The 25,151-nt window shown below is 40.5% G+C and carries 16 protein-coding genes; all 16 read right to left on the reverse strand.

What is annotated here, in order from left to right:
• Positions 1-15: 15 nt before the first annotated feature.
• Positions 16-1,953 (reverse strand): glycoside hydrolase family 97 protein, encoded by a 1,938-nt coding sequence (locus AC4IFE_RS12565; RefSeq protein ID WP_490757527.1) that lies wholly within the window; start codon positions 1,951-1,953, stop codon positions 16-18.
• Entirely contained in the window at positions 1,950-3,332 is a 1,383-nt protein-coding gene (locus AC4IFE_RS12570; protein ID WP_490757528.1) for a glycoside hydrolase family 43 protein, read from the reverse strand. Before AC4IFE_RS12570 ends, AC4IFE_RS12565 begins: the two co-directional genes overlap by 4 nt.
• A 63-nt stretch (positions 3,333-3,395) precedes the next feature.
• Positions 3,396-4,766 carry a glycoside hydrolase family 43 protein gene (locus AC4IFE_RS12575; protein WP_490757529.1) on the reverse strand — a complete coding sequence of 457 codons (1,371 nt, stop codon included), beginning with the start codon at positions 4,764-4,766 and terminating at the stop codon, positions 3,396-3,398.
• Between the two features lie 16 nt (positions 4,767-4,782).
• Complete coding sequence (locus tag AC4IFE_RS12580; protein ID WP_490757530.1) at positions 4,783-7,224, reverse strand: glycoside hydrolase family 31 protein; 2,442 nt, start codon at positions 7,222-7,224, stop codon at positions 4,783-4,785.
• Between the two features lie 45 nt (positions 7,225-7,269).
• Positions 7,270-8,142 carry an alpha/beta hydrolase gene (locus tag AC4IFE_RS12585; RefSeq protein ID WP_490757531.1) on the reverse strand — a complete coding sequence of 291 codons (873 nt, stop codon included), beginning with the start codon at positions 8,140-8,142 and terminating at the stop codon, positions 7,270-7,272.
• A 356-nt stretch (positions 8,143-8,498) separates the two neighbouring features.
• Positions 8,499-10,142 carry a glycoside hydrolase family 43 protein gene (locus AC4IFE_RS12590; RefSeq protein ID WP_490757532.1) on the reverse strand — a complete coding sequence of 548 codons (1,644 nt, stop codon included), beginning with the start codon at positions 10,140-10,142 and terminating at the stop codon, positions 8,499-8,501.
• Positions 10,143-10,193: 51 nt separating this feature from the next.
• The gene (locus AC4IFE_RS12595; protein ID WP_490757533.1) at positions 10,194-11,912 is read right to left on the reverse strand and encodes a glycoside hydrolase family 43 protein; all 1,719 of its coding nucleotides are present in this window, start codon (positions 11,910-11,912) and stop codon (positions 10,194-10,196) included.
• 179 nt (positions 11,913-12,091) lie between these two features.
• Positions 12,092-13,366: an MFS transporter gene (locus tag AC4IFE_RS12600; protein WP_490757534.1), complete on the reverse strand. Its 1,275-nt coding sequence runs from the start codon at positions 13,364-13,366 to the stop codon at positions 12,092-12,094.
• Entirely contained in the window at positions 13,367-14,002 is a 636-nt protein-coding gene (locus tag AC4IFE_RS12605) for a bifunctional 4-hydroxy-2-oxoglutarate aldolase/2-dehydro-3-deoxy-phosphogluconate aldolase (protein ID WP_490757535.1), read from the reverse strand.
• Positions 13,999-15,012, reverse strand: coding sequence for a sugar kinase (locus tag AC4IFE_RS12610; protein ID WP_490757536.1), 1,014 nt, complete (start codon positions 15,010-15,012; stop codon positions 13,999-14,001). The genes AC4IFE_RS12605 and AC4IFE_RS12610 overlap by 4 nt, the downstream gene beginning before the upstream one ends.
• The gene (gene uxaC, locus AC4IFE_RS12615; RefSeq protein ID WP_490757537.1) at positions 15,002-16,420 is read right to left on the reverse strand and encodes a glucuronate isomerase; all 1,419 of its coding nucleotides are present in this window, start codon (positions 16,418-16,420) and stop codon (positions 15,002-15,004) included. The genes AC4IFE_RS12610 and uxaC overlap by 11 nt, the downstream gene beginning before the upstream one ends.
• A gap of 272 nt (positions 16,421-16,692) precedes the next feature.
• The gene (locus tag AC4IFE_RS12620) at positions 16,693-17,508 is read right to left on the reverse strand and encodes an SDR family oxidoreductase (RefSeq protein ID WP_490757538.1); all 816 of its coding nucleotides are present in this window, start codon (positions 17,506-17,508) and stop codon (positions 16,693-16,695) included.
• Between the two features lie 32 nt (positions 17,509-17,540).
• The gene (uxuA, locus tag AC4IFE_RS12625; protein ID WP_490757539.1) at positions 17,541-18,716 is read right to left on the reverse strand and encodes a mannonate dehydratase; all 1,176 of its coding nucleotides are present in this window, start codon (positions 18,714-18,716) and stop codon (positions 17,541-17,543) included.
• A gap of 77 nt (positions 18,717-18,793) precedes the next feature.
• On the reverse strand, positions 18,794-20,752 hold the full coding sequence (locus AC4IFE_RS12630; RefSeq protein ID WP_490757540.1) for a RagB/SusD family nutrient uptake outer membrane protein: 1,959 nt from the start codon (positions 20,750-20,752) through the stop codon (positions 18,794-18,796).
• A gap of 12 nt (positions 20,753-20,764) precedes the next feature.
• On the reverse strand, positions 20,765-23,659 hold the full coding sequence (locus AC4IFE_RS12635; RefSeq protein ID WP_490757541.1) for a SusC/RagA family TonB-linked outer membrane protein: 2,895 nt from the start codon (positions 23,657-23,659) through the stop codon (positions 20,765-20,767).
• A 94-nt stretch (positions 23,660-23,753) separates the two neighbouring features.
• Positions 23,754-25,082, reverse strand: a complete 1,329-nt coding sequence (gene xylA, locus AC4IFE_RS12640) for a xylose isomerase (protein ID WP_490757542.1) — start codon at positions 25,080-25,082, stop codon at positions 23,754-23,756.
• Between the last annotated feature and the right edge of the window lie 69 nt (positions 25,083-25,151).

The following is a 25,151-nucleotide window of genomic DNA, read 5'->3' on the forward strand; positions in this document are numbered from 1 at the left end:
TAAGGTTTACTCCGGTTAATTTTTCATAACAAAACCTCCCTGCGGCTGCAGTTCAATGCTGAAATCTCCTTTTGCGTTTACTTTTACTTCTTTCTCTGAAGTGTTTCCTTTTGCATCATCATTGATGAGTTTTACGGTCTTCCCGGCCAACGTTGGAAGCATTATTTTCAGTTTTTGGGATTGTTTTTCAGCATTTACACCAGCTACATACCAATGATCTGCATGTCTTCTCGCAACCACTGCATATTTCCCGGGATAGCCTTCGATAAAAACCGTTTCATCCCAGAGTGTCGGAACTTCTTTCATGAAGCTGAGCTGAAATTCCGGTGCATCGGTCAGGTTATTCGGCATGATGCCAAACATCTGAACCGGGTTCTGAAACAGTACTGCTGTAGCCAGCTGAAAACCATCCGTGGTATGTCTTTTATTTTTATCCCTGTTGGATTCCGTTAAGTATTTATTGAGAAAAGTTCCTCCGAATTCCATACTTCCCACTGTATTTCTGATGAATGGATGAAGTGTGGCAAAAAAAGCTTCCTGCTTACGTACATCTTCTGAAAAATAGAGCATTTCTGAGGCAAGAACAGCTTCGCTTCCTGCATAATTCGGATACATTACTTCCCAGCCTCTCGGTACAGTAGCTCCATGGAAAATAATCGTTAATCCATAATCATTGGCATCTGATAAAATATCTTCGTAAAGACGCATGGTTTCCTGTTTGTCTCCTCCGAAGAAATCTACTTTCAGTCCTTTTACGCCTGCTTCTTTCAGCCATTTCATTTCCTTTTTACGCTCAACGGATGAGCTCATTTTATTTCTCGGTCCCATGGGTGCATCATTGGCTGCGCCGTTGGAATTGTACCAAAGCAATACTCCTACACTTCTGGATTTTGCATACTGAATAAGCTCTTTCATGCGGTCTTTGCCTATATTTTTATCCCAAAGCGCATCCATAAGAATAAACTGATATTTCAATGCTGCAGCAAGATCTATGAATTTCACCTGATCATCATAGTTCATACTTTTATCCTGCCAGAGAATCCAGCTCCAGGTAGATTTTCCGAACTGATAATCCTGTGAAGGCTCATACACCGGATCTACCACATCAAAAGGGATGGTGGTTTCTACGATGGGTTTCAATGAACTTCCCACCGTAATAGTTCTCCACGGTGTTTTTCCTGGAAGTGACACTGCTGCTCCGGTACTTCCGAAACCGTTATTTTCAGCAATGTTCGGATAAGCTATTTTGTAAAGGCTTTTTTCTGCTGTGGTTTCAAGATGCGAGGCACAATACATACTGTTCACTCCTGTCTCGGAAAGTAATACCCAGCCCTCATTTCCGATATGGAAAAGACCAGGGAAAACGTAGCCGTAATCAGATGGCATTCCCATTTCAGCATCAGCTTTATAACCGCTTTCATAGCTTGGTGCCGTGCGGGCAAAGCCTGTCATCGGTTTCATCATGGGGGAAAGAAAAGTAGTCGTCTGGTACGGGAACCTGTAACCGGTAATTTCCGACTGTACCACAACACTCAACCTTTCTTTCATGGGTGGGATATTGTATCGGAAAGCAATATTGTTGTTGCTCACCTGGAATTCAATGCCTATTTGATGCTGGTCTGCATTGGTGAAATGAACCGTTAAGGTGTTGGCGTTATAATTAACTTCAGATTTTTTGATTTTTCCGTTCGTGTATTTCTTAGAAACTGCATCTTTTTGGCTGTCGGTAAATTTCAGATCCTTTGAAAAATCGGATTCGTTGGTTATCAATCCCAAAGGAGATTTTTCAAGCATTGTTTTTCCCTGAAGGATCACATTATACATTGTTTTTCCATCTTCTGAAAAAACATGAAGCTTTAATTGGCCATCAGGACTTGAAACTTCCGCTACCTGTGCAAAGCTTTTGCTGATCAGAAGTAAGCTGAATACGATATATAAAAAAATTTTTCTCATAACTCATTATTTTCAAGAAAGGTCCAGTAATCGAAATACATAATATCTGTTGAGGCTTTTCCATTGAATACAAAATACAGATCATGAACACCGGTAATCTTTTCAGCAATCTGAACTTTTACCGTTTCCCAGCGGTCATCCCCACCCGTCATCGGAACTTTTACCGTTGCGGCAACCGGGCCGTTCACAGCATCCAGATGAATGATCATTGTTACCTCACTGTTATGAGTGGTTCCTACCCTTGCGGAGAAAACACTGGCCCCTTTTTTTCGGAAATCCACATTTTTCACTCTGGTATAAGCGCCATTTTTCTTTGCTTTGATGAAAACACCGGCCTCTTTGTTCTGATAAGATTTTACATTCTCCGACCATGCAATCATTTCTGCCTGATTGAATGAGTAAGGATTAACTGCTGCAATAGCTTTTGTAATTCCGCTGGTCATTTTAAACGGCGAAATGGAACCGTCTTTATTGAAAGTAAGCTCTTCCAGACTTACCGATCTTGTAAACCCGCTTCCGCCCGGCAGTGCTCCGTTGTGATAAAAGAAATAGGTTTTTCCCCGGAAATCAATAACACCGGGATGATTGGTAAATGATTTCCCTTCTGTAGGCATCACAATTCCGCCATATTTCCAAGGGCCTTGTGCCGTTTTACTTGTAGAATATCCTATGAATTCAGGAAGCGGACCTCCCGGCCAGAAAAGATAATAGAGATTTTTTCTTTTGTACAGCCAGGGCCCTTCCTCATATTTTGAAGGTCTTTCCGGATTAGGTTTACCATCTCTTTTGCCAAATGATTCTTCGGTCATCGGGACTTCTACAATATTTCCGGAATAGGAAATCATATCCTCATTCAGCTTTACGTATTTAAGCTTAGGATTTCCCCAATACATATGAGCCTGACCGTCATCATCCACAAAAACCGTGGGATCAATATCACCCCATTCACTCTGTACAAGAGGTTTTCCCAGCGGATCATGAAAAGGACCAAACGGACTGTCTCCAACAGCAACGCCGATAGCACCTTTGTTATTGGTTTTGGACCACATCGGAACATACATAAAAAACTTTCCGTTCCTCTCTATACATTGTCCTGCCCAAGCGTCACGTTTGGCCCAATCGAAATCTTTATACGAGAGAATTGTTCCGTGGTCTGTCCAGTTGACCATATCATTCGTGGAATATACTTTCCAGTCGTTCATGGTGAACCAGGTAGAATCGTCTTCATCGTGTGTGGTATATACGTACAGTCTGTCATTATAAACCATCGGCGCAGGGTCTGCAGTGTAATTGGTCTGAATGATAGGATTCTGGGCAGAAATACCCAAGCCTGCCAATAGAAATGATAATGTAATATATCTTAATTTTTGCTGAATCATAAATATATGTTGTTATTATAACGGTATTAATTTATAGTAAGCAACGCCATGTGCCGGAAATCACTAATTTTTAAACCTCCACCAGTCGAAATAGAAAAGATCTCTATCTCCTCTGAATACAAAATACAGATCATGAATACCTGTGACAGGTTTAACAGGTGTTTGGATGGTTTTGAAAATGTCACCTTCTGCTTTTCCTGTTACTTTTACAATGCCTAAAACCGGTCCGTTAAGCGCATCGGTATGAACTTCTATATTGCCGCCGTACAATGCCGCGACTGAAACCTCTATCGATTGAGCTCCTTTGGAAGATTCCACCCCCTGCACTTTGATGTAATCACCATTATTGATGGATGAAACTACCATACGGTCGGCAATTTTCTTACCTGTATCGTAAGGGTTGTTTCTTTCCCATTCAGTCTGTTTCTCGGTTTTCAGCCCTTCACTGAATGCAATGGTCTCCGCTTCTGTTTTATTGTAAGGATTGAGCGTCGCGATTCTTTTTACGCCCTCAGGATTCCAGAAAGGCAGTTTCTGAATGGTCCCGTCGGCATTATATTTCATTTCGCTTACGCAGACAGAACGTCGCTCATAATGCTTGCTCATAGTCTGTTTTCCTATATTATAATTAAATCCGAAAACATAAGTTTTTCCTTTATAATCAATGATTCCCGGGTGGTTTCCGTTGGAACGCCTGTCACTGTCCATGATCATTCCTTTGAATTCCCAGGGGCCGGTTGCAAATTTGCTTATGGCATACCCGATTCCTTCAGGGCAGCAGGTAGAGGCATATGCCATATAATAAAGGCCGTTTCTTTTCCATGCCCAGGGCCCTTCCTGATAATGAAACGGATCCGGAGAACCTTTCACTTTAGCTATTGAAGGATCTTTTACGACATTTCCATTTACAGAAATCATATCTTCATTCAGCTTTACATACCAAAGATTGGGGTTTCCCCAATAGAGGTATGCCTGTCCGTCGTCATCAATCAGAACAGTAGGGTCTATATCATCACTTGAATTTTTAACCAAAGGTTTTCCTATAGGATCTTTGAAAGGACCATACGGACTGTCGGCCACTAAAACTCCGATTCCTCTTTGTCCCGGCATCGGGCAATACATATAAAACTTACCGTTTCTTTCGATCACCTGAGGGGCCCAGGCTCCGTTTTCAGGATCTGTCCATTTGAAATCTTTTAAAGAAGCCACTATTCCGTGATCAGTCCAATTGACCATATCAACAGAAGTGTAAAGCAGCCAGTTTTTCATTTTAAAACCAAACGCATCATCTTCGTCATAGCTGGTGTAAAGAAAAACGGTGTCTTTATAAACCATCGGCGCCGGATCGGCAGTGAATTTGGTCTGGATGATTGGATTTTGGGCGAAACAAATCTGGAAAAATCCCAATGCTATTATTAAACTTAAATTTCTCATATTCAATATTTTAAGCTTATTTAAAATGGACGTTTGTTTTTTTACCGGAATAACTTATTGTTTTCTGCTGCCCATCGGGAAGAACCAGATTAAAACTCCGCGTCTCAATCATTCCTTTGTATTTCCCTTTCCGGGTATCTATCGTCAGTGTTTTTGATTTTTCGTTCCAGTGAAAAGGTATTTCCGTATAGGCGCCTTTTTCGTAATTATAATTATCGAACTCATCTTCGTATAAAATGAAATCGGTATCGCTTCCCGGATAAACTCTTATGGTAAGATCATCCCATTTTTTTTCAGTTGCATATTGTACATCGGGACCCAACGGAATGATACTTCCTGCTTTTACATACAATGGAATGCTTTGAAGATTCACGGTTTTGTCAATTTCCCGGCCGCCATTATGCTTTTCATTATTCCAGAAGTCAAACCAATCTGCTCCTTCCGGAAGATACACTTTCACCCTTTTATTTTGGGTAAAATCTATGTTGGAAACCGAATTTTCTTTAGTGTCGCCGGTTTTATTCCAGCCTTCATTTTCATCGGTTTTGATAAGCTTTTCAGGGGTATATTGGGCATTGAGAACCGGTACCACTAAAAATGATTTTCCAAAAAGATACTCATGATTCACATCCCATGTTTTTTTGTCTGAAGGAAAATCCATGGATAGGGCTCTCATAAAGCTTGACCCGTTTTTTGAAACATCCCGGGAAACGGAATAGATATAGGGTAACATACTGTAACGGAGCCTGATGAACTTTTCTATCGCATCATATACAACATCTCCTTTATTCCCAAACTGGTAAATTTCTCTCGCAACATCAGTTCCGTGTGAACGCATCATCGGCGTAAAGGTTCCATACTGCAGCCATCGGACATACAGTTCCCGGAACATTGGATTATCCGGGCCTCCATTTCTTTTATAAACACCGGCAAAGAAACCACCGATATCGGAATTGAAATTCGGGTTTCCGGTAAGACTGAAATTCAATCCTGCAGGAACCTGATTACGCAATGTCTCCCAGGAAGAGTTGACATCGCCTGACCATGTATTGGCTGCATATCTCTGCTGGCCTGCAAAAGCTGATCTTGTTAAAATAAAAACTCTTTTATCATTAGAAGTTTCACGCTGATGGTCGTAAACACCACCTACCGTCATTAGCGGATAAGCGTTTCTTACTTTTCTGAATGAGCCTAGATAGGTTTGGGTATCCAGATCTCCCGCTTTCTGGCTGAGATGATCGGGCTCTGTTGAATCCATCCACCAGGAATCCACTCCCAGGCTGAAAATACCTTTATTCAGATATTTCCAGTATATATTTCTGGCTTCAGGATTGTAAGCATCGTAAACACGGACACCGGAAGGATAATTCAAATCCGGAGGCCAGACTTCCCTGCCTGATTCCGGCCAGGTGTTGATATTGAAAAGCATTCCCTTTGAATTCATTTCACGGTACTGTTGGGTCATTGGCCCGAATGACGACCAGATGGAAACCGAAAGATGGGCATTCATGTCATGGATATCCCGTATCATTTTTTTAGCATCCGGGAAATCGGGACTGATGAAATCCATTGCGTTCCACTGATAATTGTTTCCCCAGTACTGCCAATCCTGTATAATTCCGTCTAAAGGAACTTTCAGATCACGGTATTTTTTAACCACATCTACCAGTTCATCCTGGCTTTTGTAACGTTCTTTGCTTTGCCAGTAGCCATATGTCCACAAAGGAAGCATCGGTACATTTCCTGTAAGATCACGCATTCCTGCAACTACCCCATCTGCATTTTTTCCGTAGATAAAATAATAATCAATACCATCTCCCACGTCAGATGAGAAGGATGTTTTCTGGGGTGTATCCGTAAATTGTGTCGGTGAATAGTTATCCCAAAAGATACCGTAACCCTTTACAGACTGGAAAAAAGACACGAAATCCCAGGTATTATTCTGAATCATTTTTACATTGGTATTCCGTTGGGACATTTTTCCGTTTTGCAGAATGCCCAGGCCGTAAATAGGTTCGTCTTTTTCAAGCTGAAAATCCTGTACTACGGAATAGGTCTGCGTTCCGGCGTCATTAAATGGTTTGAAATTACTTCCGGTTTCTTCCAGAAGTTCTTTCCCCAATGACGATTTATAAGTGATTACTCCATTTTTAGCATTAATGGAAAGCTGCAGGTCATTCGTTTTTAATGAAATAATATTATTTTTTTCTGAAACTGAAAATTTAATTTTTTGTTCCTGTTTAATGACCGACAAACTATTTTTCACCCATGGTTTTCCGACAGGATATTTAATCACCCTTATCATATTTTCTCCATACAATTTTATTTCAACAGCCATATTTTCTGCAGAAAAGCTCAATCCGGAATCTGTTTTGCTGTAGGACTGGGCATAGGTATTTCCCGATAGTATTACCACCGTGATGACGAATGCTTTACTGGTTATTTTGTTGAAAATCATTGTTTATGGATTATGGTGAGATCAAATTTTTAAAGTCATTAATATTTATTCTGACTTCAGAATAAGGTTAACTTCTTCCTGATTGACTGGTTTGAAAAGCAGTTGCGAAAACAGATACAGATCATTTTTCCAGACTTTGAAATCATGGCCGCCCGGCTCTACATAAAAAATATGTGGTACTTTATTTTCTGTCAGATAATCGCTTGTTCGTTTGCTGAAAGGCATCAACCTGTCCTGATCTCCGCATGAAATCCAGAGAAGCTTTAATTGTTTAGCTTTTGTGGGATCAGGAAGAAGCTGCTGAGGCTCTTTGGTATTCGGAGCAGCGGAAAAAGCTCCTATCCAGCCGAACCTGTCAATATTTCCCAATCCGAAATTCAGGGTCTGTCCGCCACCCATGGAAAGCCCGGCAATGGCTCTGTCATTTCTGTCTTTTTTAACCGGATATTTTTTTTCCACAAAGGGAATCAGATCATCCAACAGGTCTTTTTCAAAGGTTGCAAAAGCCTCTACTTTATCTTTTGCCATGATATCGCCGGTTGCCCTGTCATCTTTCATGGCCCGTCCGTTGGGCAGTACAACAATCATTGGACTCACTTTTCCTTTGGCATACAGATTATCCAAAATAATTTGGGGAGTTCCGTTTCTGAACCATTCTTTTTCATCACCTCCAATGCCGTGAAGAAGATATAAAACAGGATATTGAGTGCCTTTTTTAAATCCGGGAGGTGTATATACCAGGGCTTTACGCGTAGTTCCAACCGTTGCTGAGGAATACTGTATGGTGTCAATTTTTCCGTGTGGAATTTCTTTTTTCTCAGTATCAAAATCCTGCGGTACTTTTTTCTCAAATGCCTGTGCAGCAATAAAAACTCCTGACAGCATGAAACCTAATGCTAATACAACTGATTTATTCATTACTTTTTATTTGTATTTTTAACACTTATTATTTTGAATAAAAAAATAATAACGAAACTGTTTAAACTTTTATATTGATTCTTTTTAACCACAAAAGGCACAAAAGTTTTAACACTTAAGTTTTTTTAGAGCCAAGCTTTATGCATAATAAGTACACTTAAGTTTTGGGAAAATCTTTGATTTTCATCTTATGTGAACTTTTCTGCAGAATCATTTTAAACTTACTTAAGTGAACTCAAGTGTTTTAAAATAAAGCTTTTGTGACTTTTGTGGTTTTGTAAAGTCCAAACAACTTAATATTTATTTTATTTACCTATTTACAGCAGACTTTTCCCTGCTAATTTTTGTTACTATTTTTATTTCCTGGCTTCATTGATTTTGAAAAAATCCACATCTACGAAGCCTCCGGTATTTTTAGTGGCATAATTAAAAACCGCGAATTTTGATCCCATAAAAAATCTCCGGTAATCAAAGATCATTTTATAATCTTTCGCCATCTCTGTCCAGTTCTTCTGATCGGTGCTGTAATAAAAATCTGCCAGATCTTTCCCAAGGTTAAAATTGGCATCGATACGAAGGAAAACCTTATCTGAATTGAGAGGAATCCGTTTTTTCTCTTCTTTTTTAACCCCTGTAATCGCTTTTGTCTTATTGTCCAGGCTTACTTCATTGGTTGAAAAAACAATGAATTTCTCATTACCTTCCTTCACTATTGACAAGATCCCGGAATCACCGTTGAAAGCACTGAAACCGGCAACATCCCCATCTTTCATTCCTTTGAGATCCATTGCAACAACTGCTGACGAAGTTAGGCCTTCCATTCTCTGGGTCAAAGTATTGGGTGCTGCGTAAAGATTGTCTACCACTCTGCTGGTTTTCAGTCTCAGAAATCCTTTTCTTTCGGATAAAGACCATGCTTCATTCACAGGATTATGATTCCACTGCCACTGGATCTTCATTTTTTTATCAGAAAACTCATCGCTTTCCACCAAATGATTTTTTGCTTTGAATGGCGGAAGAGGAACTTCTCCTTTCAGAGGAACTTTTCCGTTGTCTCCCAACACCGGCCAGTCATTTTCCCAGTGTACGGGCAGCAGCAGCGGAACGCGTCCTACTCCGTTTCTGTCCTGGAAAATAAGGGAATACCAGCTTCCGTTTTTATCATCTGTCAAAGCGCCCTGACCTGCATAGGAAAATCCTAAAAAATTGTCTTCCAGAATTACTTTTTTCTCGTAAGGACCTGATACTTTATCTGCTCTGTAGACGACCTGACGGCGTTTTCCGTTTCTTGGCCAGGAAATCATCATCATATAGTATTTTCCGTTTCTTTTGATGATCTGATTTCCTTCCAGGAGCCCGGTTTCTGAATCATCTTTCTGAAATACCTCAGTTCCATCCGGATTTCCGATAACTTCTTTAAAATCAGGGCTCAGTTCAAAAACTTTGTTGGAAGTGAAAACATAGGTCCTGTCATCATCATCGAAAAACAGTGAAGCATCATGAAAATGACGTGTTCTGGTGATGAGTTTCCATTTTCCTTTTTCCGGATGATCAGTCACGTAGAAATAAGATTTGAAAGGTTCATCATTCGGAGAAAACAAGACATAGTATTTCCCTTTGTGATAGCGGATTGAAGAAGCCCATTGACCTCTGCCATAAACGGTTCCGTTCAATAAATCATATTTTGAATTGTCATTCAGGGTATCAAAAACATACCCGGACATTTCCCAATGTACCAGATCTCTGGAATGCATTACCGGTGCTCCTGGCATCAGATGCATGGTGGTACTGATCAGGTAAAAATCATTTCCGTTTCTGGTAATGGATAAATCCGGTGCATCTGCCCAAATGATGGGATTGGTAAATGCTGTACCCTGCTTTCCGGAAGGATTTACCTGGGCTGAAAGAAGATTCAGCCCGATAAACCCCAATAAAGAAACTATATAAGATTTTTTGATTTTCAAAATGTACTGTGATGTTTTGGTTTTACTCTTTTTCAATTTTAAAAGGAAACACTTCGACAAGCTCAGTGTGACATTGATAATACTGACTTAATTCGGTATAATATCATTGGAAGAAGTACTGTACAGCCCGATAAGGCTTCCTGTAAAACCTCCCGCCACATCAGTAGAAAGTATATCTCCTGAAACCGGTCCACCTAGATTTTTATAGCTCTTGCCATCCAAAGAATAATTGAAGCTGATTTCATCTTTTCCTCCTGTAACCTGAAATTTGATACTCTTTGAAAGTGAAATTTTTTCGCTTGCTATTAATTTTGATTCGCCTTTTTCCGTTCTTTCCAAAACGATGTAGAAATCTTTATCTTTTTTCGTGATTCCAAAAACATAATTGAATCTTTCACTTTGATAACAGGTAATTCCTGCAAGCTCTTTTTCTGATTTAGGCTTAAAATCCAGGGTTACAGAAGTTTCAAAATCTTCGTGCTGCAATCTGTAGAATAATGCCGAAACTGGAGCCAACGCTTTGATATTAGTCTCCATAGGATTCACTTTTACGCCATTTTTTGTGGCAGTAATGAAATTCTCACGTGGTCCGCGCATCGCAATCCATCGGAAATCAAGATTTTTATCGGTTAATTTATCGTTATAGGTAAAGTTTCCGTTCGGAAAAAATCCGTTTTGTCCAGTTTGATTCTGAACACCTTGTGGCATTTTCAATTTTGGTTTCATCGGAACCAGGCCATTTTGGAAAACCGGGTATTTTCCGCTCCAGTCAACCGGGAGGATAAATGTTTCACGACCTTTATTAACACGGTTTTTTTCATTGGGGCGTATCGCCAGAAATACTCCGTAATATTGGCCATCCGGTGTTTCTACCAGATCTGCATGACCTGCCCAGTCTACCTTTTCTTTTCTGTCTTTCGGGAAATAGCGCTGTGTCAGAATCGGGTTATTGCCAGCCGGAACGTAAGGCCCTTTCGGAGAATCAGACATAAAAATAACTTCACTGTGATTACCGCCGGTTCCTCCTTCTGCACACATCAGGTAATATTTGCCATTCTTTTTATAAATATGAGGACCTTCAATCCAGATGGGTTTTTGGGAAAGGTCTACCCCACCGTTTACAATAATCTTATCTGAGCCCGCAACTACCTGATCTTTTTCGAGATCGTAATCCCAGATTTTAATCACGCGGTGACCGTTGTATTGTTCGGTTCCTTTTGGTGGAGCATCGTTATGAACAATATATGCTTTTCCATCATCATCAAAGAAAATGGAGGGATCAATACCGTCAAAATTCAGCTTCTGAACTTCGCTCCATCCTTTTGCCGGATCTTTTGTTTTTACAACCATATTTCCGATACCGCCCGCAATCTGGGTAGTGATCATATAAAAAGTATCGTTGTGTTTATTGTATTTGATATCAGGCGCATAGATTCCCTGCGAAACACCTCCTTTTTCCACCTTAAGCTGAGAAGGTCTGTCCAGGACATGCCCTACCTGCTTCCAGTTCACCAGATCTTTAGACGTGAAAATCGGGACTCCCGGAAACATTGAAAACGAGGAGTTTACAAGATAGTAATCTTCTCCTTTTCTGGTAATGCTGGGATCGGGGTAACAGCCCTGTAAAATCGGGGAATAGAACTCGTCCGGTTTAAGAGGGTTGTCATTATATATTTTATCGTTTCCACGGTAGTTGAAATCTGAGAAAGTCTGGGCAGAAATAGTAGTCACTGATAGCAAAGCTGCTGCTGCAATGACATGGGTTTTATTCCTGAGAAAAGCTAAATTCATTATATTCTGTTTCATTGTTATTCTTTTTTATAGTTTTTAGTGTGTATTTTTTTGAATGGGTGTTATTTCTTTTTAACGCTGAGTCCGCAAGTTTTTTAAACTATTATCTTTATAAGGTTCGCAAGGGCGTTACACTCAGCAATGGGTATTTCTATTTAATTATTATAATCGATTACAGATCATTATAAATATTTTTAAACGGTTTTCTTCCGGTTGATTATTTTAATCAATCCCCAGGCTGTAACGTACGATATCCCGGCTATGAAAAATATGATGTTGTAACCACCGTTAATATTTCCTGATTTTTTAAAGGCATCGAGAATGATTCCGATAAAAAGCGGAAAAATAATTCCTGCTGCTGAGCCCAGCATACCGCCAAAGCCTATCACAGAGCTTACATAATGGTTAGGCAGATGATCTCCGACCGTGGTCATAAGATTGGCTCCCCACCCCTGATGTGCCGCTGTGGCAAGGGCAATAATAAGGGTAATCACCCACATATTATCTACATATTTTGAGAACATTACCGGAACCACCATCAGGGCAAACAGCAACATTGTAAAGCTTCTGGCTCTTCCGATCGCCCAGCCTTTTCTGATCAGGAATGATGAAAGATAGCCTCCGCCAATACTTCCGATTGTAGTACCACTGTAAATAATGATCAAAGGAATGGAAGGTTTTGTTAAATCCATTTTGAACACATCTGAGAAATACGCCGGTAACCAGAACATGAAGAAATACCAGATAGGATCGGTCAAAATTTTACCGATAGCGAATGCCCATGTTACTTTATATTTGAGTAATTCCGATAAAGGAACTTTGGTTTTTTCCTGGTTTTTTTCATCCTGATCACTTTTTATATACTGCAGCTCTTCCTTGCTGAGTTTTTTGGTTTTTTCCGGTATGGTGTAGAATTTCCACCAAAGGATAATCCAAACCATGCCTAAAGCGCCGATCCATACAAAAGTCTGCCTCCAGCCGTAATGTCCCAGAATGAACGGAACCAGCAGCGGTGCTAAAATAGCTCCCACAGTTGCTCCGGAATTGAAAATACCCGTTGCCAGTGCTCTTTCTTTTTTCGGAAACCATTCAGCCACTGACTTGATGGCGGCAGGAAAGTTTCCGGCCTCACTGATGCCTAATGTACTTCTCGCCATGATAAACCCAATGGTACTTTTCACAAAACCATGTCCTATAGAAGCAAGACTCCATACAATAAGGGAAACGGCATACCCGATTTTGGTTCCCACCCGGTCTATAAACCTTCCCATCGCCATATAACCGATGGCATAAGTGGTTGTAAAGGCCATTACGATATAGCTGTAATCTTTTTCGTCCCAGCTGAATTCTTTTTCCAGAACAGGTTTCAGCAAACCCATTACCTGACGGTCAAGATAATTGATCGTAGTGGCAAGAAAAACGAGAGACAGCATCCACCATCTTATATTGCGGTTTTTAGGGGCCTGCATTTAGTTATGATTAAGTTGTTGTAGTAAATTTTTTGTTTTCAGAGTCAGTTCTTCTTCATTAACATCTTTTCCGATGAGTGAACTTCCTAAACCTGCAGCCACCGCACCACCATTGAGCCATTCTATTATATCTTCAGGCTCAGCATGGATTCCTCCGGTGGGCATGAAATTCATTCCCGGAAAAACAGGCTGTATCGATTTGATGTAGTTCTTACCTAAGGCATCTGCCGGAAATATTTTAACCAATGTTAAACCATTCTGATAGGCAATATTGACATCAGAAGGGGTAAAACAGCCCGGAATCAGAAGGATATTTCTTTCAAGAGCATGTTTTACCAATGCTTCACTGATGACCGGTGTAATGATGAAATCTGCTTTTGCATAGGCATAATTATCCATTTCTTTTATATTTTTCACCGTTCCGATTCCTAACAGAAGTCCGGGAAATTCTGTGTGGGAAATTTCTTTCAGTCTGATAAAATTCTCCAATGCCTGATGACCGCGGTTGGTGTATTCTATCACCCGGATTCCTGCTTCGTATAAAGCTTTTATGATATTTTTTGAGACTTCAAATGATTCGTTATAAAACAACGGAACTATTTTCTGGTCTTTTATTTTTTGTAGTATTTCACTCATAATTTTTCGATATTAATGCTGCCATCAATGGTATCTCCTTTTACAAAAAGCTTTTTGAAAGCAACTTTTGTGGCATCTTCCAGAGTCTGTTGTTCCGAGTTACCTTTTAAAATTCCATGGATTAAAGCGGCCATAAAAGAATCACCGCTTCCTACTCTTTCTTCAATTTTTTCTGAATCATATTTTTCTGAAACCAAAAGCTGTTCATCAGTAAATAAGGTGGCAAAATAATTGACCTGTTCCCCGTTTGTGAAGCGGAACGTATTGGCAATTTTTTCCACATCCGGAAACTGTTTCCTAATTTCTAAAGCTGTTTTTTCGGCCTGTTTCAGAAGATTTTCATCATCAAAATTTCCGTTTAGCTCATATTCAACAGGAATATTCAGGAACTGCTCAACAGACCAGATATTTCCCATAAGAACATTCACAAAAGGCATCAGCTCTTTAATTTTATGAGGATTCTGGTTTTGCCAAAGCAACGCTCTGTAGTTCAGGTCGAGAGAAACCGTAATATTTCTGGTTCTGGCTTCTTTCATGATATGCAGGCATTTCCGGAATGCATTGTCACTCAGAGCCGGTGTGATGGTGCTGATATGCAGCCATTTTACTCCTGAAAATATTTCATCATCACTGAACGTTTCAAAATCCGATTGGGTAAAAACAGACGGAAAGCGATCGTAAACCACTGAAGCATTCTGCATGTCGCCATCGGAGGAAAGGTAAAATGTTCCTATTCTCCCCTGAGTTTTTTCTGCAAGGATTTCTATTCCTTTGTTTTTAAGCTGAAATTCCAGCTGGTTTCCAACAAAATTTTCAGGCAAAGCTGATAATAGCTTTACAGAATTCTTCCACTGGGAAAGTGCCGCCGCTACATTGTATTCAGCACCGCCCACGTAGATCTTCAGAGACTGCTCACTGAGCCAGTTTCCTTCGGAATCCGGGGCAAAATGGAGAAGCAGTTCCCCAAAACATAGTATTTTAGCTGAATCCTGCATGGTATTAGAGTTCAAAGTAGTTTTTTGTATTGTGATAACAGATATCCTGAATAATCTTTCCTACCCATTTTTCGTCACCGGGAAGAAGACCTCTTTCCATCTCATTTCCGAGCAGATTGCATAAAAGCCTTCTGAAATAATCGTGTCGTGAGAATGACAGTAAGCTTCGGGAATCGGTAAGCATTCCGACAAAAGTACTGATCAGACCGATATTGGAAAGTGTATTCATCTGTTTGGTCATCCCGTCAAGCTGGTCCAGGAACCACCAGGCTGCCCCAAACTGTACCTTGGATCTGATTCCGCCTTCATTAAAGTTTCCGGCAAGAGCTGCCAGAACTTCGTTAAATGCCGGATTCAGATTGTAAATAATGGTTTTAGACAGTTTTCCTTCCGTATTCAGTGCATCAAGCAGAATGCTCAGTCTTTGTGCATAATATGGTTCTCCAATGGCATCATAGCCTGCATTGGCACCTATTTTTCTAAACATTTCTGAATTGTTGTTTCTGGTTGCCCCTACGTGAAACTGCTGTACCCAGCCTTTTTCTGCGTACATTTTGCAAAGTTCTTTCAACATATAACCACATAAGGCTTCCGGATCGGAAAATGTTGAAAGATTGCCCTTCAGGAATTCTGAAAACTCTTTTTCAAGGCTATGATTCCATTTTGTAGTATCCGGGAAATATTCAAAGCCATGATCGGCTACTTTTGCTCCAACTTCCACAAAATAATTGATCCTGGACTGAAGAGCATTCAACAGATCAGATACTGATATGATTGAAAATCCGCAGATTTTTTCAAGCTTTTTAATTCCTGAAAGATACTGTTCGGGATTAATCGTATTAATATAGGAATCAGGGCGGAAAGCCGGAAGAACAGCTGTTTTAAATCCACTGTTTTTTAAAGCCTTGTGATGAACCAGATCATCAGCAGGATCATCTGTAGTACATAAGGCTTCTACCTTAAAATTCTGAATGATGGCTTGTGGCAAAAAACCGGATGTCTGAAGACTTTCATTCATCTGATGATACAAGGAATCTGCATTATTGGGTGATAAATATTCGCTGATTCCAAAAGGATTTTTAAGTTCCAGATGAGTCCAGTGAAATAAGGGATTACGAAGCGTATAAGGCACCACTTCTGCCCATTTCATAAATTTTTCGTGATCTGGAGCATTTCCGGAAATAAACTGTTCATCAATGCCAAAATTTCTCATGGCTCTCCATTTGTAATGATCGCCATCCAGCCAGATAGCCGTCGGAGATCGGAAATTCTGATTGGCAGAAATAACGTCCGGCTCAAGATGATTATGATAATCTATTACCGGCATGTCTTTAGCATAGCCGAAATACAGGTTTTCCGCCTTTGCTGATTCCAGCAGAAAAGATTCTCCGAAAACTTCTTTATTTTTAATGGAATTACTCATTATATACTTTTACAATCCTGGATTTTAATTCTAAACTTGTTTAACCACAAAAGTCACAAAAGCTTTATTTTATAACACTTTAGTTCACCTAAGCAGGTTTAAAGTGATTCTGCAGAGAAGGTCACATAAGATGAAAATCAAGGATTTTCACAAAACTTAGATGTACTTATTATGCATAAAGCTTAGCTACTGGTCAAAGCCTTACATTTTAAAAACAGGGCCATGAATGAAACCATTACGGCCCTGCTCACTGCATATGAAGAAATTAATTTTTATACTCCGCTGAATGCGCTAAAACCTCCGTCAACAGGAATCAAAGCTCCTGTGATAAAGCTTGCGGCATCCGAACACAGAAACTGCACAACACCATTCAGCTCTTCTACTTCCCCAAATCTCTGCATGGGTGTTTTAGCCATTACTTTTTTACTTCTCTCCGTTAAGCTTCCGTCCGGATTCAAAAGGATAGCACGGTTCTGATCTCCAATGAAAAAACCTGGCGCCACTGCATTTACCCGTATTTTGTCTCCGAATTTCAATGCCAGATCAGATGCCAGCCATTGGGTAAAATTGGTGATCGCAGATTTGGCGGCAGAATATCCTGCCACTCTTGTAATCGCTGAATAAGCGGCCATGGAAGAAATATTAATAATGTTTCCGCTACCCTGCTCTGCCATTACTTTTCCGAAAACATAGCTCGGATAAACGGTTCCGTTGATATTAAGATCGGTAACCTCTGCCCATCCTTTCATATCCATATCAAAAAATGACTGTTCGGGAGATAAAGTAGCTGCCGGAACATTTCCGCCGGCTATATTGAGCAGAATATCAATGCTTCCGTACTTTTCTTTTATTTTCCCTGAAGCCACTTCAAGGCTTTCAATATCCATCACATTGGCTTCTACAGCGAGTGCATCCCCTCCTAAATCTGTCAGTTCTTTTACACGGGCATTCAGTGTTTCCTGGTTTCTTCCCAGTGCGACAACTTTTGCTCCGGCTTCTATAAAGCTTTTCGCCAAGCTGCCTCCTAAAACACCTGAAGCCCCTGTAATGACTGCTACTTTGTTTTTAATACTAAACAGGTCTTTCATTTTACTTTTTACTATTTTATTACAAACGCAGATTAATTTTTTTGTAGTTCTGACTGAACTGTGGCCATTACTCCTTCGATCTGACCTAGTGCCAACATTCTTCCCAGAAATGAATAGCCGGGATTATACCCTTTGTCGATATCTTCTGTTAACAGCCTTCCGTGGTCAATTCTCATCGGAAGATCAGGGTTTTCTTTTTCAAAAACACGGATCACTTCAATGAGCTTTCCTCTTCCTCCCAGATGATGAGCCTCAATGAAATCCCCATTTTCAAAGACATTTGTACTTCTCAGGTGAACGAATTTTGTCCGGTGGGCAAATTTCTGAGCCAGTTCCGGAACGTCATTCTGAAGATTCGCGCTTAAAGATCCGGCACAGAATGTCAATCCGTTATGGGGATTATCAACAGCTTTCAGAAGCCATTCAATATCTTCTTCATTGGTTACTATTCTCGGTAAGCCCAGTAATGAAAACGGCGGATCATCAGGGTGTACACACATCCGGATATTCCATTTTTCACAGACAGGCATTATTTTTTCAAGGAAATATTTCATGTTTTGGCGAAGCTGGTTTTTATCTATACCGTCATACAATGCCAGTAAATTTTTGAAAATAGCCACCGGATTCTCATCTCCTTCCTTGATATTTCCGTTAACAAACCCTTGTGTTTTTACAATAACTGAGTCTATCAGGTCATTGTCATCTTTTTCCGTTAAGGTATTTTTTAACTCTTCTACCTTTTGAAGAATTTCTGAGGAATAATCATTTTCTGCTCCTTCTCTTTGAAGGATATGAATTTCGAAATACGCAAACTTTGCTTTATCAAAATAAAGTGATGAAGAACCGTCTTCCCATTCATGAAAGAGGTCAGTTCTTGCCCAGTCGAGGACAGGCATAAAGTTGTAGCAAACTGTTGTAATGCCTGCTTTACCCAGATTTTCAAGGCTTGTGATATAATTTTCTATTAAAGAGTCACGGTCTTCACCTCCGTATTTGATGCCTTCGCTTACGGGAAGACTTTCCACAACAGACCAGCGAAGTCCGTGGCTTTCTATATAGTTTTTATAATCATTGATGGCCTCCAGATTCCAGATTTCTCCGTTTGGGATATCATGCAGGGCAGAAACAATTCCTTCCACTCCGATCTGACGGAGTGTGTTCAGTTCTATTTTGTCTTTTTTGCCAAACCAACGCCATGTTTTTTCCATAGATCTTAAATTTAATTCAGTTAAACAAAGCAGGTGCTTTCACACCTACTCTGTTACTGATATGAATGTAAAATGAATTAATTGTATCCGGGGTTCTGGTATTTTGCCTTAATATCCGCCGATACTTCCATCGCATCAATCTGGTTCTGAGGAATCGGTCTCAGATAGTGAAATGGTTTTATCGTTCTTGTAACCGTTTGTGGCGCGTGATCACCATAGGAAGCTCCTCCGATCTGATAACTGGTCGCATAATCTCCCCACTTCTGCGTACGCACCAGATCATACCATCTGTAGAACTCTCCGTAATATTCACGGGATCTTTCTGCAAGGATATAATCTATGGTAATCACGGATGGTGTAGCAGCTGTCATTGCTGCACTATTATCTGCTACATAAGCAGTATTTTGGGCATTATTGAATTTCCATTTTCCGGCACGTGCACGGATGACATTGATAAGGTCCCGGGCAGTCATCGCTCCTGAAGCTCCTTTTACTGCTGCCTCAGCCGCAATAAAATAGAATTCTGAAAATTTGGCTACGCTGAAAGGACGGGTTAATCCTGCATTCGGATATCCTAAACCGTTTGGATCATCGGTACGGTAGGATCCTATTTTCCATAATCCAGGGTATACAATTCTGCTTATTCCGTTCGGTGCAATTACCCAGTCTGCTCTTCCTGAGAGAGTACCCGCTCCCACACCGCTTTGTCCGGCTCCTGTAGGATAAGAAGGAGTCTGGCTGTCATCACTGAGGAAGCTTAGAATGGCTCCTCCCGGCTGTACAGGCAGATTATTTGCATTATAAAGCACAGGTACCGATGTAAGGCCTGTTCCATTTTTATTCCAGTTTCCTCTGTATGTGGTTACAAAAGTCCCATCATAACGGGAATCGTTGGTTTTATCTGCAAAAGTATTTTTAATCACTCCCAAAGTAGGACACATACGAACCCACGGACGTCCGAGTGACTGTGCCGCTTCTCTCTGTACTGCACTTACAACGTCTGCCCCGGCCCATGCTGTTGTTTTGCTGCTTTTGATGGCAGTGTAGTTCCATGTCTGCATCCATGCTGCAAAATTGTCCGGCGCCCAGCCTGATCCAAATCCTACAGGATCACTTTCGTTATAGTAGGTGCTTGACTGTATGTGGTCTGCATAGAGCATAAATTCAGTATTTCTATCATTTGAACCTACATTGACATCATAGAAAGTAGGCTGAAGCGCATACATTCCGGGATTGTTTATTCCTTCCAGTGCAATATCATAAGCCTGCTGGAAATACCATTGTGCATTATGCCCGTCAGGATCATTTCTTGCCACCTCGGGATAAGTTGGGATATTATTGGGATTCTGAAGCCACCATCCGTAGGTAAGATACGCTTTGGCAAGCATAAGTCTTGCTACATTTTTAGTCACCCCTCCTGTTACTCTTGGTGATGAAGGCAAATTCTCTATAGCTTTTTTGAGATCGGCAAAAACAGTTTTTGTGTATACTTCCGGAACATTATTTCGTACAGAACTGGTAGATGGCAAAGTGTTATATTTCAATTCTCCTGCCCCTAGATCCAAAGGAACTCCTCCATAGGTCTGAACCAGCATGAAATAGTAAAATCCTCGGAAAAAACGGGCTTCCGAAATCATAGATTCTGCAATGCCGAATCCCGGCCCTTTTTCAATAATTCCGTTGGCTGTATTGATATACGGGAACACAGAATTCCAAACCATACTTGTAGGAAAAGTATTCGAATTGATATTTCCGTTTCCTGACATATCCAGTTCTTTAAAGTTACCATCAGCACTTTGTGCCCAGGTAGATTCATCAGTTCCGTTCTGACAATTACTCATAAAGTATCCGTTACCGTACAATAATCTCAGCTGTCTGTATAAAGCCGTAAATCCCTGATTAACGCCATCCGGTGTATTAAAATAATCAGCTGTATATATGGATCTTGGCTGCTCATCAAGAATTTCATTACAACCTGTAAACGTTAAGGATAAAAAGATGGCTCCCAATACCAGTTTTTTGTTAAAATTTATCATGACAGTACAGTTTTAAAAGGTTAAGTTAAGTCCCATTAAGTAATTTCTTGTGGATGGGTTGTTGGTTCCAATAACAAGCTGGCGGTTTTGATATCCGCTTACTGCCTGGTTTTCGTTTCCGAAAGAGTTAGGTTCCGGATCCATTCCTGAGAACTTATGATAAGGAGAAAATAATACAACAGGATTGGTTACGGTAAAGTAAATTCTTAAGCTGGTGATTTTTAAATCCTTTAAAAAATCTTTATTGACATTATAGCCTAATGTAATGGTACGAAGCTTAAGATAAGAAGCATCAAACATCGCCAAAGTAGAAGAGTACTTCGGATTATCACCACTCAGATGGCGCCCAGGACGCGGAAAATAAGCTCCTGTATTATCTTCTGTCCAGTAATCTACATCCACGTTGTTCCCTCTACCTGTTAATCTGTTAAGATAACTTGCGGATCCGTAAATGGTACTTACCAGGATTCCTCCGTGCTGAAAGGCTCCTACAGTACTCAGCTCAAAATTCTTATAGGCAAAGCGCATATTAAATCCTCCCTGGAATTTCGGGGCTGTATCAAAAATCTGTCTGTCGTCAGGTCCTATTGCCCTTACCGGTGTTCCGTCCGCATTATAGCCTCCTGTGTAGAGAACTTTAATGGATCCTATGACATCTGCTGCGGTTCCCGGCTCCAGAATATTCTGATAAGGGTCACCAGCCTGCCAAAGACCAATGTATTGATAATCATACAATGAATTAATATTATGGCCTACAAACCATAGGTTATTGACGTCACGCTCTGTTCCAGATGCAAGAGATAAAATTTTGTTTTTATTGGTATAAAAATTAACTCCTGCTTCCCATGTAAAGCCATCCGGATTATCAAAAATAACACCGTTTAAGGAAACTTCCAGCCCTTTATTTTCTGTTTCCGCTACATTGGAAACGATTGATGACCAACCGCTTGTCGCCGGAAGACTCTTCTGTGTCAAAAGGTCGAATGTATGTGTTTTGTAATATTCTACGCTTCCCGTAAGACGGTTGTTCAATAACCCGAAGTCTACTCCGTAGTTTTGTGTCTTTGAATATTCCCATCCTAAATTGGGGTTGGGCGGCTGATTTCCATAGATCCCTGTACTTCCTGCACTTCCAAAATTGTAAGGAGCTACACTAAATCGTCCCATAGTAGAATACGGATCTACCGCCTGATTGGAAGTCTGTCCCCAGCCGGCTCTGAATTTAAGGAGATTAATTGCTTTGATATTCTGCATGAAGGATTCGTTGGTAACGTTCCATCCTAATGATAATGCAGGATAAGTATGCCATTTGTTGCCTGGAGCGAGTCTGGAGGATCCGTCAGCACGAAGTGTTGCTGTCAGCATATACTTGTTATCGAAAGTATACATTATTCTTCCCATTGTTGAAAGGAGACCTGTCTTCCAATAAACCTGGTCTTCAGGTCTTACTGTAATATCAGCCTGTGGTGACTGCCCAAGGTTATAATACTGAAAAAAGTCAGCTGGGACGTTCTTTGCACTCATGTATGAGCTTGTATACTTATTCTCTTCTGCAGAATATAATGCTACGGCATTGATCTTATGTTTGCCGAATGTGCGGTCATAAGTTAATAGGTTTTCCAATACCCAGTGATAAGTCTGATTGTTACCTTTTCCCGCAGCTGACGGTCCAAGAGGGTTTGTATTAAAGACTCCTACACCGGTGTAATTTCCACTGTTTGAAGTACGGAAATCCAAACCAACATTTAACCTGTATTTCAATCCTTTAACTGGAAGGCTGGCCTCTCCGTAAAGGTTGTTATAGGATGCAAAAGATTTGGTTTCATCAATATATTTGTCTCCAAGGCCCTCTAAGCTTCTTCTGGTATAAATCCATGTCTGATCGATTCCGCCTGCGGTACTCATTACTCTCTTCGGGCTTCCGTCCGTATTGTAAGGATCGGCGATGGGAGAATATCCCAGAACGGCTCCCGGATTCACCCCGTTTCCTTCTGATACAGAATAGTTTGTATTGGTTGTAAAACCGAATTTAAAGATAGAACCCACCTTCTGGTCAATGGCCATTCGAAGGGCAAATCTTTCATAACTTTGAATAGGGATCAATGCATTTTGCTTGAAATATGACAGGCCAACATTATAATTTCCTCCTTCTGTTCCGCCTGAAACCCCGATATCGTGACTGGTCATCATCGCCGGTTTATAGTACAGGCTTTGCCAGTCTGTATTGACATTGCTGTTTTCATCAGCCCCGTTAGAATACAAAGGTGTTGTATTTCCTGCAGGAATCGCGTAAGCACGTAACTGCGCAAACTTAGGACCATCCATCATAGGATATTTTGAAAACAAGGTCTGGACTCCTGTAAATGTGTTGTAGGTGAATTTGGGTTTCTGGCCTTTTGCTCCTCTGTTTGTAGTAACGAGAATAACACCGTTTGCTCCTCTGGATCCGTAGATCGCTGTAGCAGAGGCGTCTTTCAGGATATCAATACTTTTGATATCACTTGAACTTATATCTCCCAGTGATCCCACAAAAGGAATACCATCCAATACAATCAACGGGTTATTATCCCCCGTCAGAGATCTTGTTCCCCTGATACGGATCTGCATGGTGGCACCCGGTTTTGTGGAGGTCTGTGAAATATCAACACCTGCCGTTCTTCCCTGTAGTGACTGGGTAATATTGGCAGAGGGCACTTCACGCAGAGCATCTCCTTTTACAGTGGCTACAGAACCTGTTACAGCTTCTTTTCTCTGGGTCCCATATCCTATCACAACAACTTCATCTATTTTATTTTCTTTAGCTACTGTATCTTTTTTAACCTGTGAATATGCTATGCCGGAAGGCAATAAAGTCATTGCAAAAAATAATGCCGCTCTATTGCTTTTATTGAAATAAAATCGGTTCATAATTATTATTTTAATATTAGTTGTTGAATAAAAGGCTATTTAATAATTATAATGAATAAAAATCCTTAGTGTTTACAAGCCTCTTATTTTTTTATTATATATACATATTCACGATAGCTTCAAACAATTCCTGTTTTCCGCTCTTTGGCTGTGGTTCGCCGATTTCGTGAGCTATTCTCTGAAGATCTTCCAGTGTAAGTGTCCCCTCCTCGAATGCTTTTCCGTTTCCGTTATCAAAAGAAGCATAGCGGTTTGTTCTCAGTTTTTTATAATCCGAATTTTCAAGAATGTCTGCCGCTGCAAGAAGACCTTTGGCAAAAACATCCATTCCCGAAATGTGGGAAATGAATAAATCTTCAGCATCAATGGAATTCCTTCTGATTTTAGCATCAAAGTTTACTCCTCCGGCTCCCAAACCTCCAGACGGAAGCAGTACAAGCCATGCCTGAACCATGTCATAATAATCAATCGGGAACTGATCTGTATCCCAGCCGTTCTGATAATCTCCCCTGTTGGCATCAATACTTCCTAAAAGCCCTGCATCTACAGCAACCTGAAGCTCATGCTCGAATGTATGACCTGCCAGTGTAGCATGGTTAACTTCGATATTCAGCTTGAAATCTTTGTCTAATCCGTAATGTCTCAGGAATCCGATTACTGTTTCGGAATCATAATCATACTGATGCTTGGTAGGCTCCATCGGTTTTGGCTCAATCAGGAAAGTTCCTTTAAAGCCCTGCTGACGGGCATAATCTCTTGACATAGAAAGGAAACGGGCCAGGTGGTCTTTTTCACGTTTCATATCGGTGTTTAAAAGGCTCATATATCCTTCTCTTCCGCCCCAGAAAACGTAATTCTCACCACCAAGTGCTATGGTTGCATCTATTGAATTTTTCACCTGGGTTCCTGCACAGGCCACAACGTCAAAATTCGGGTTGGTAGAGGCTCCGTTCATGTATCTTTCATGCGTGAAAACATTGGCTGTTCCCCATAAAAGCTTAATTCCTGTTTCCTGCTGCTTTTGTTTTGCATATTCCACAACAGTCTGCATATTCTTCTCGTATTCCTTCCAGTTATTGGCCGGATCTACCAGATCAATATCGTGGAAACAGTAATAATTGAAGCCCATTTTAGACATGAATTCAAATCCTGCATCCATCTTATGCATTGCTCTGGTTACAGCATCATTTCCGATATCCCACGGATGGTGGATTGTAGGTCCTCCGAACGGATCACTTCCGTTTGCACACAGGGTGTGCCACCATGCCATCGCAAATCTGGTCCAGTCTTTCATAGGTTTTCCCATTACGATCTTTTCAGCATCATAATATCGAAATGCCAACGGGTTCTTGCTTTCCTTCCCCTCAAACTTAATTTTTTCAATACCCGTAAAAAACTCTTTTGTACCTGTTAAAGTGTTCATATTTATTTGATTATTTTTAATTTGTTTTTAAATTTTTGCGTAGAGATTCCCTTCTCACTGATTCTTAAA

The sequence above is a fragment of the Chryseobacterium sp. UF-81 genome (genome assembly GCF_058245105.1).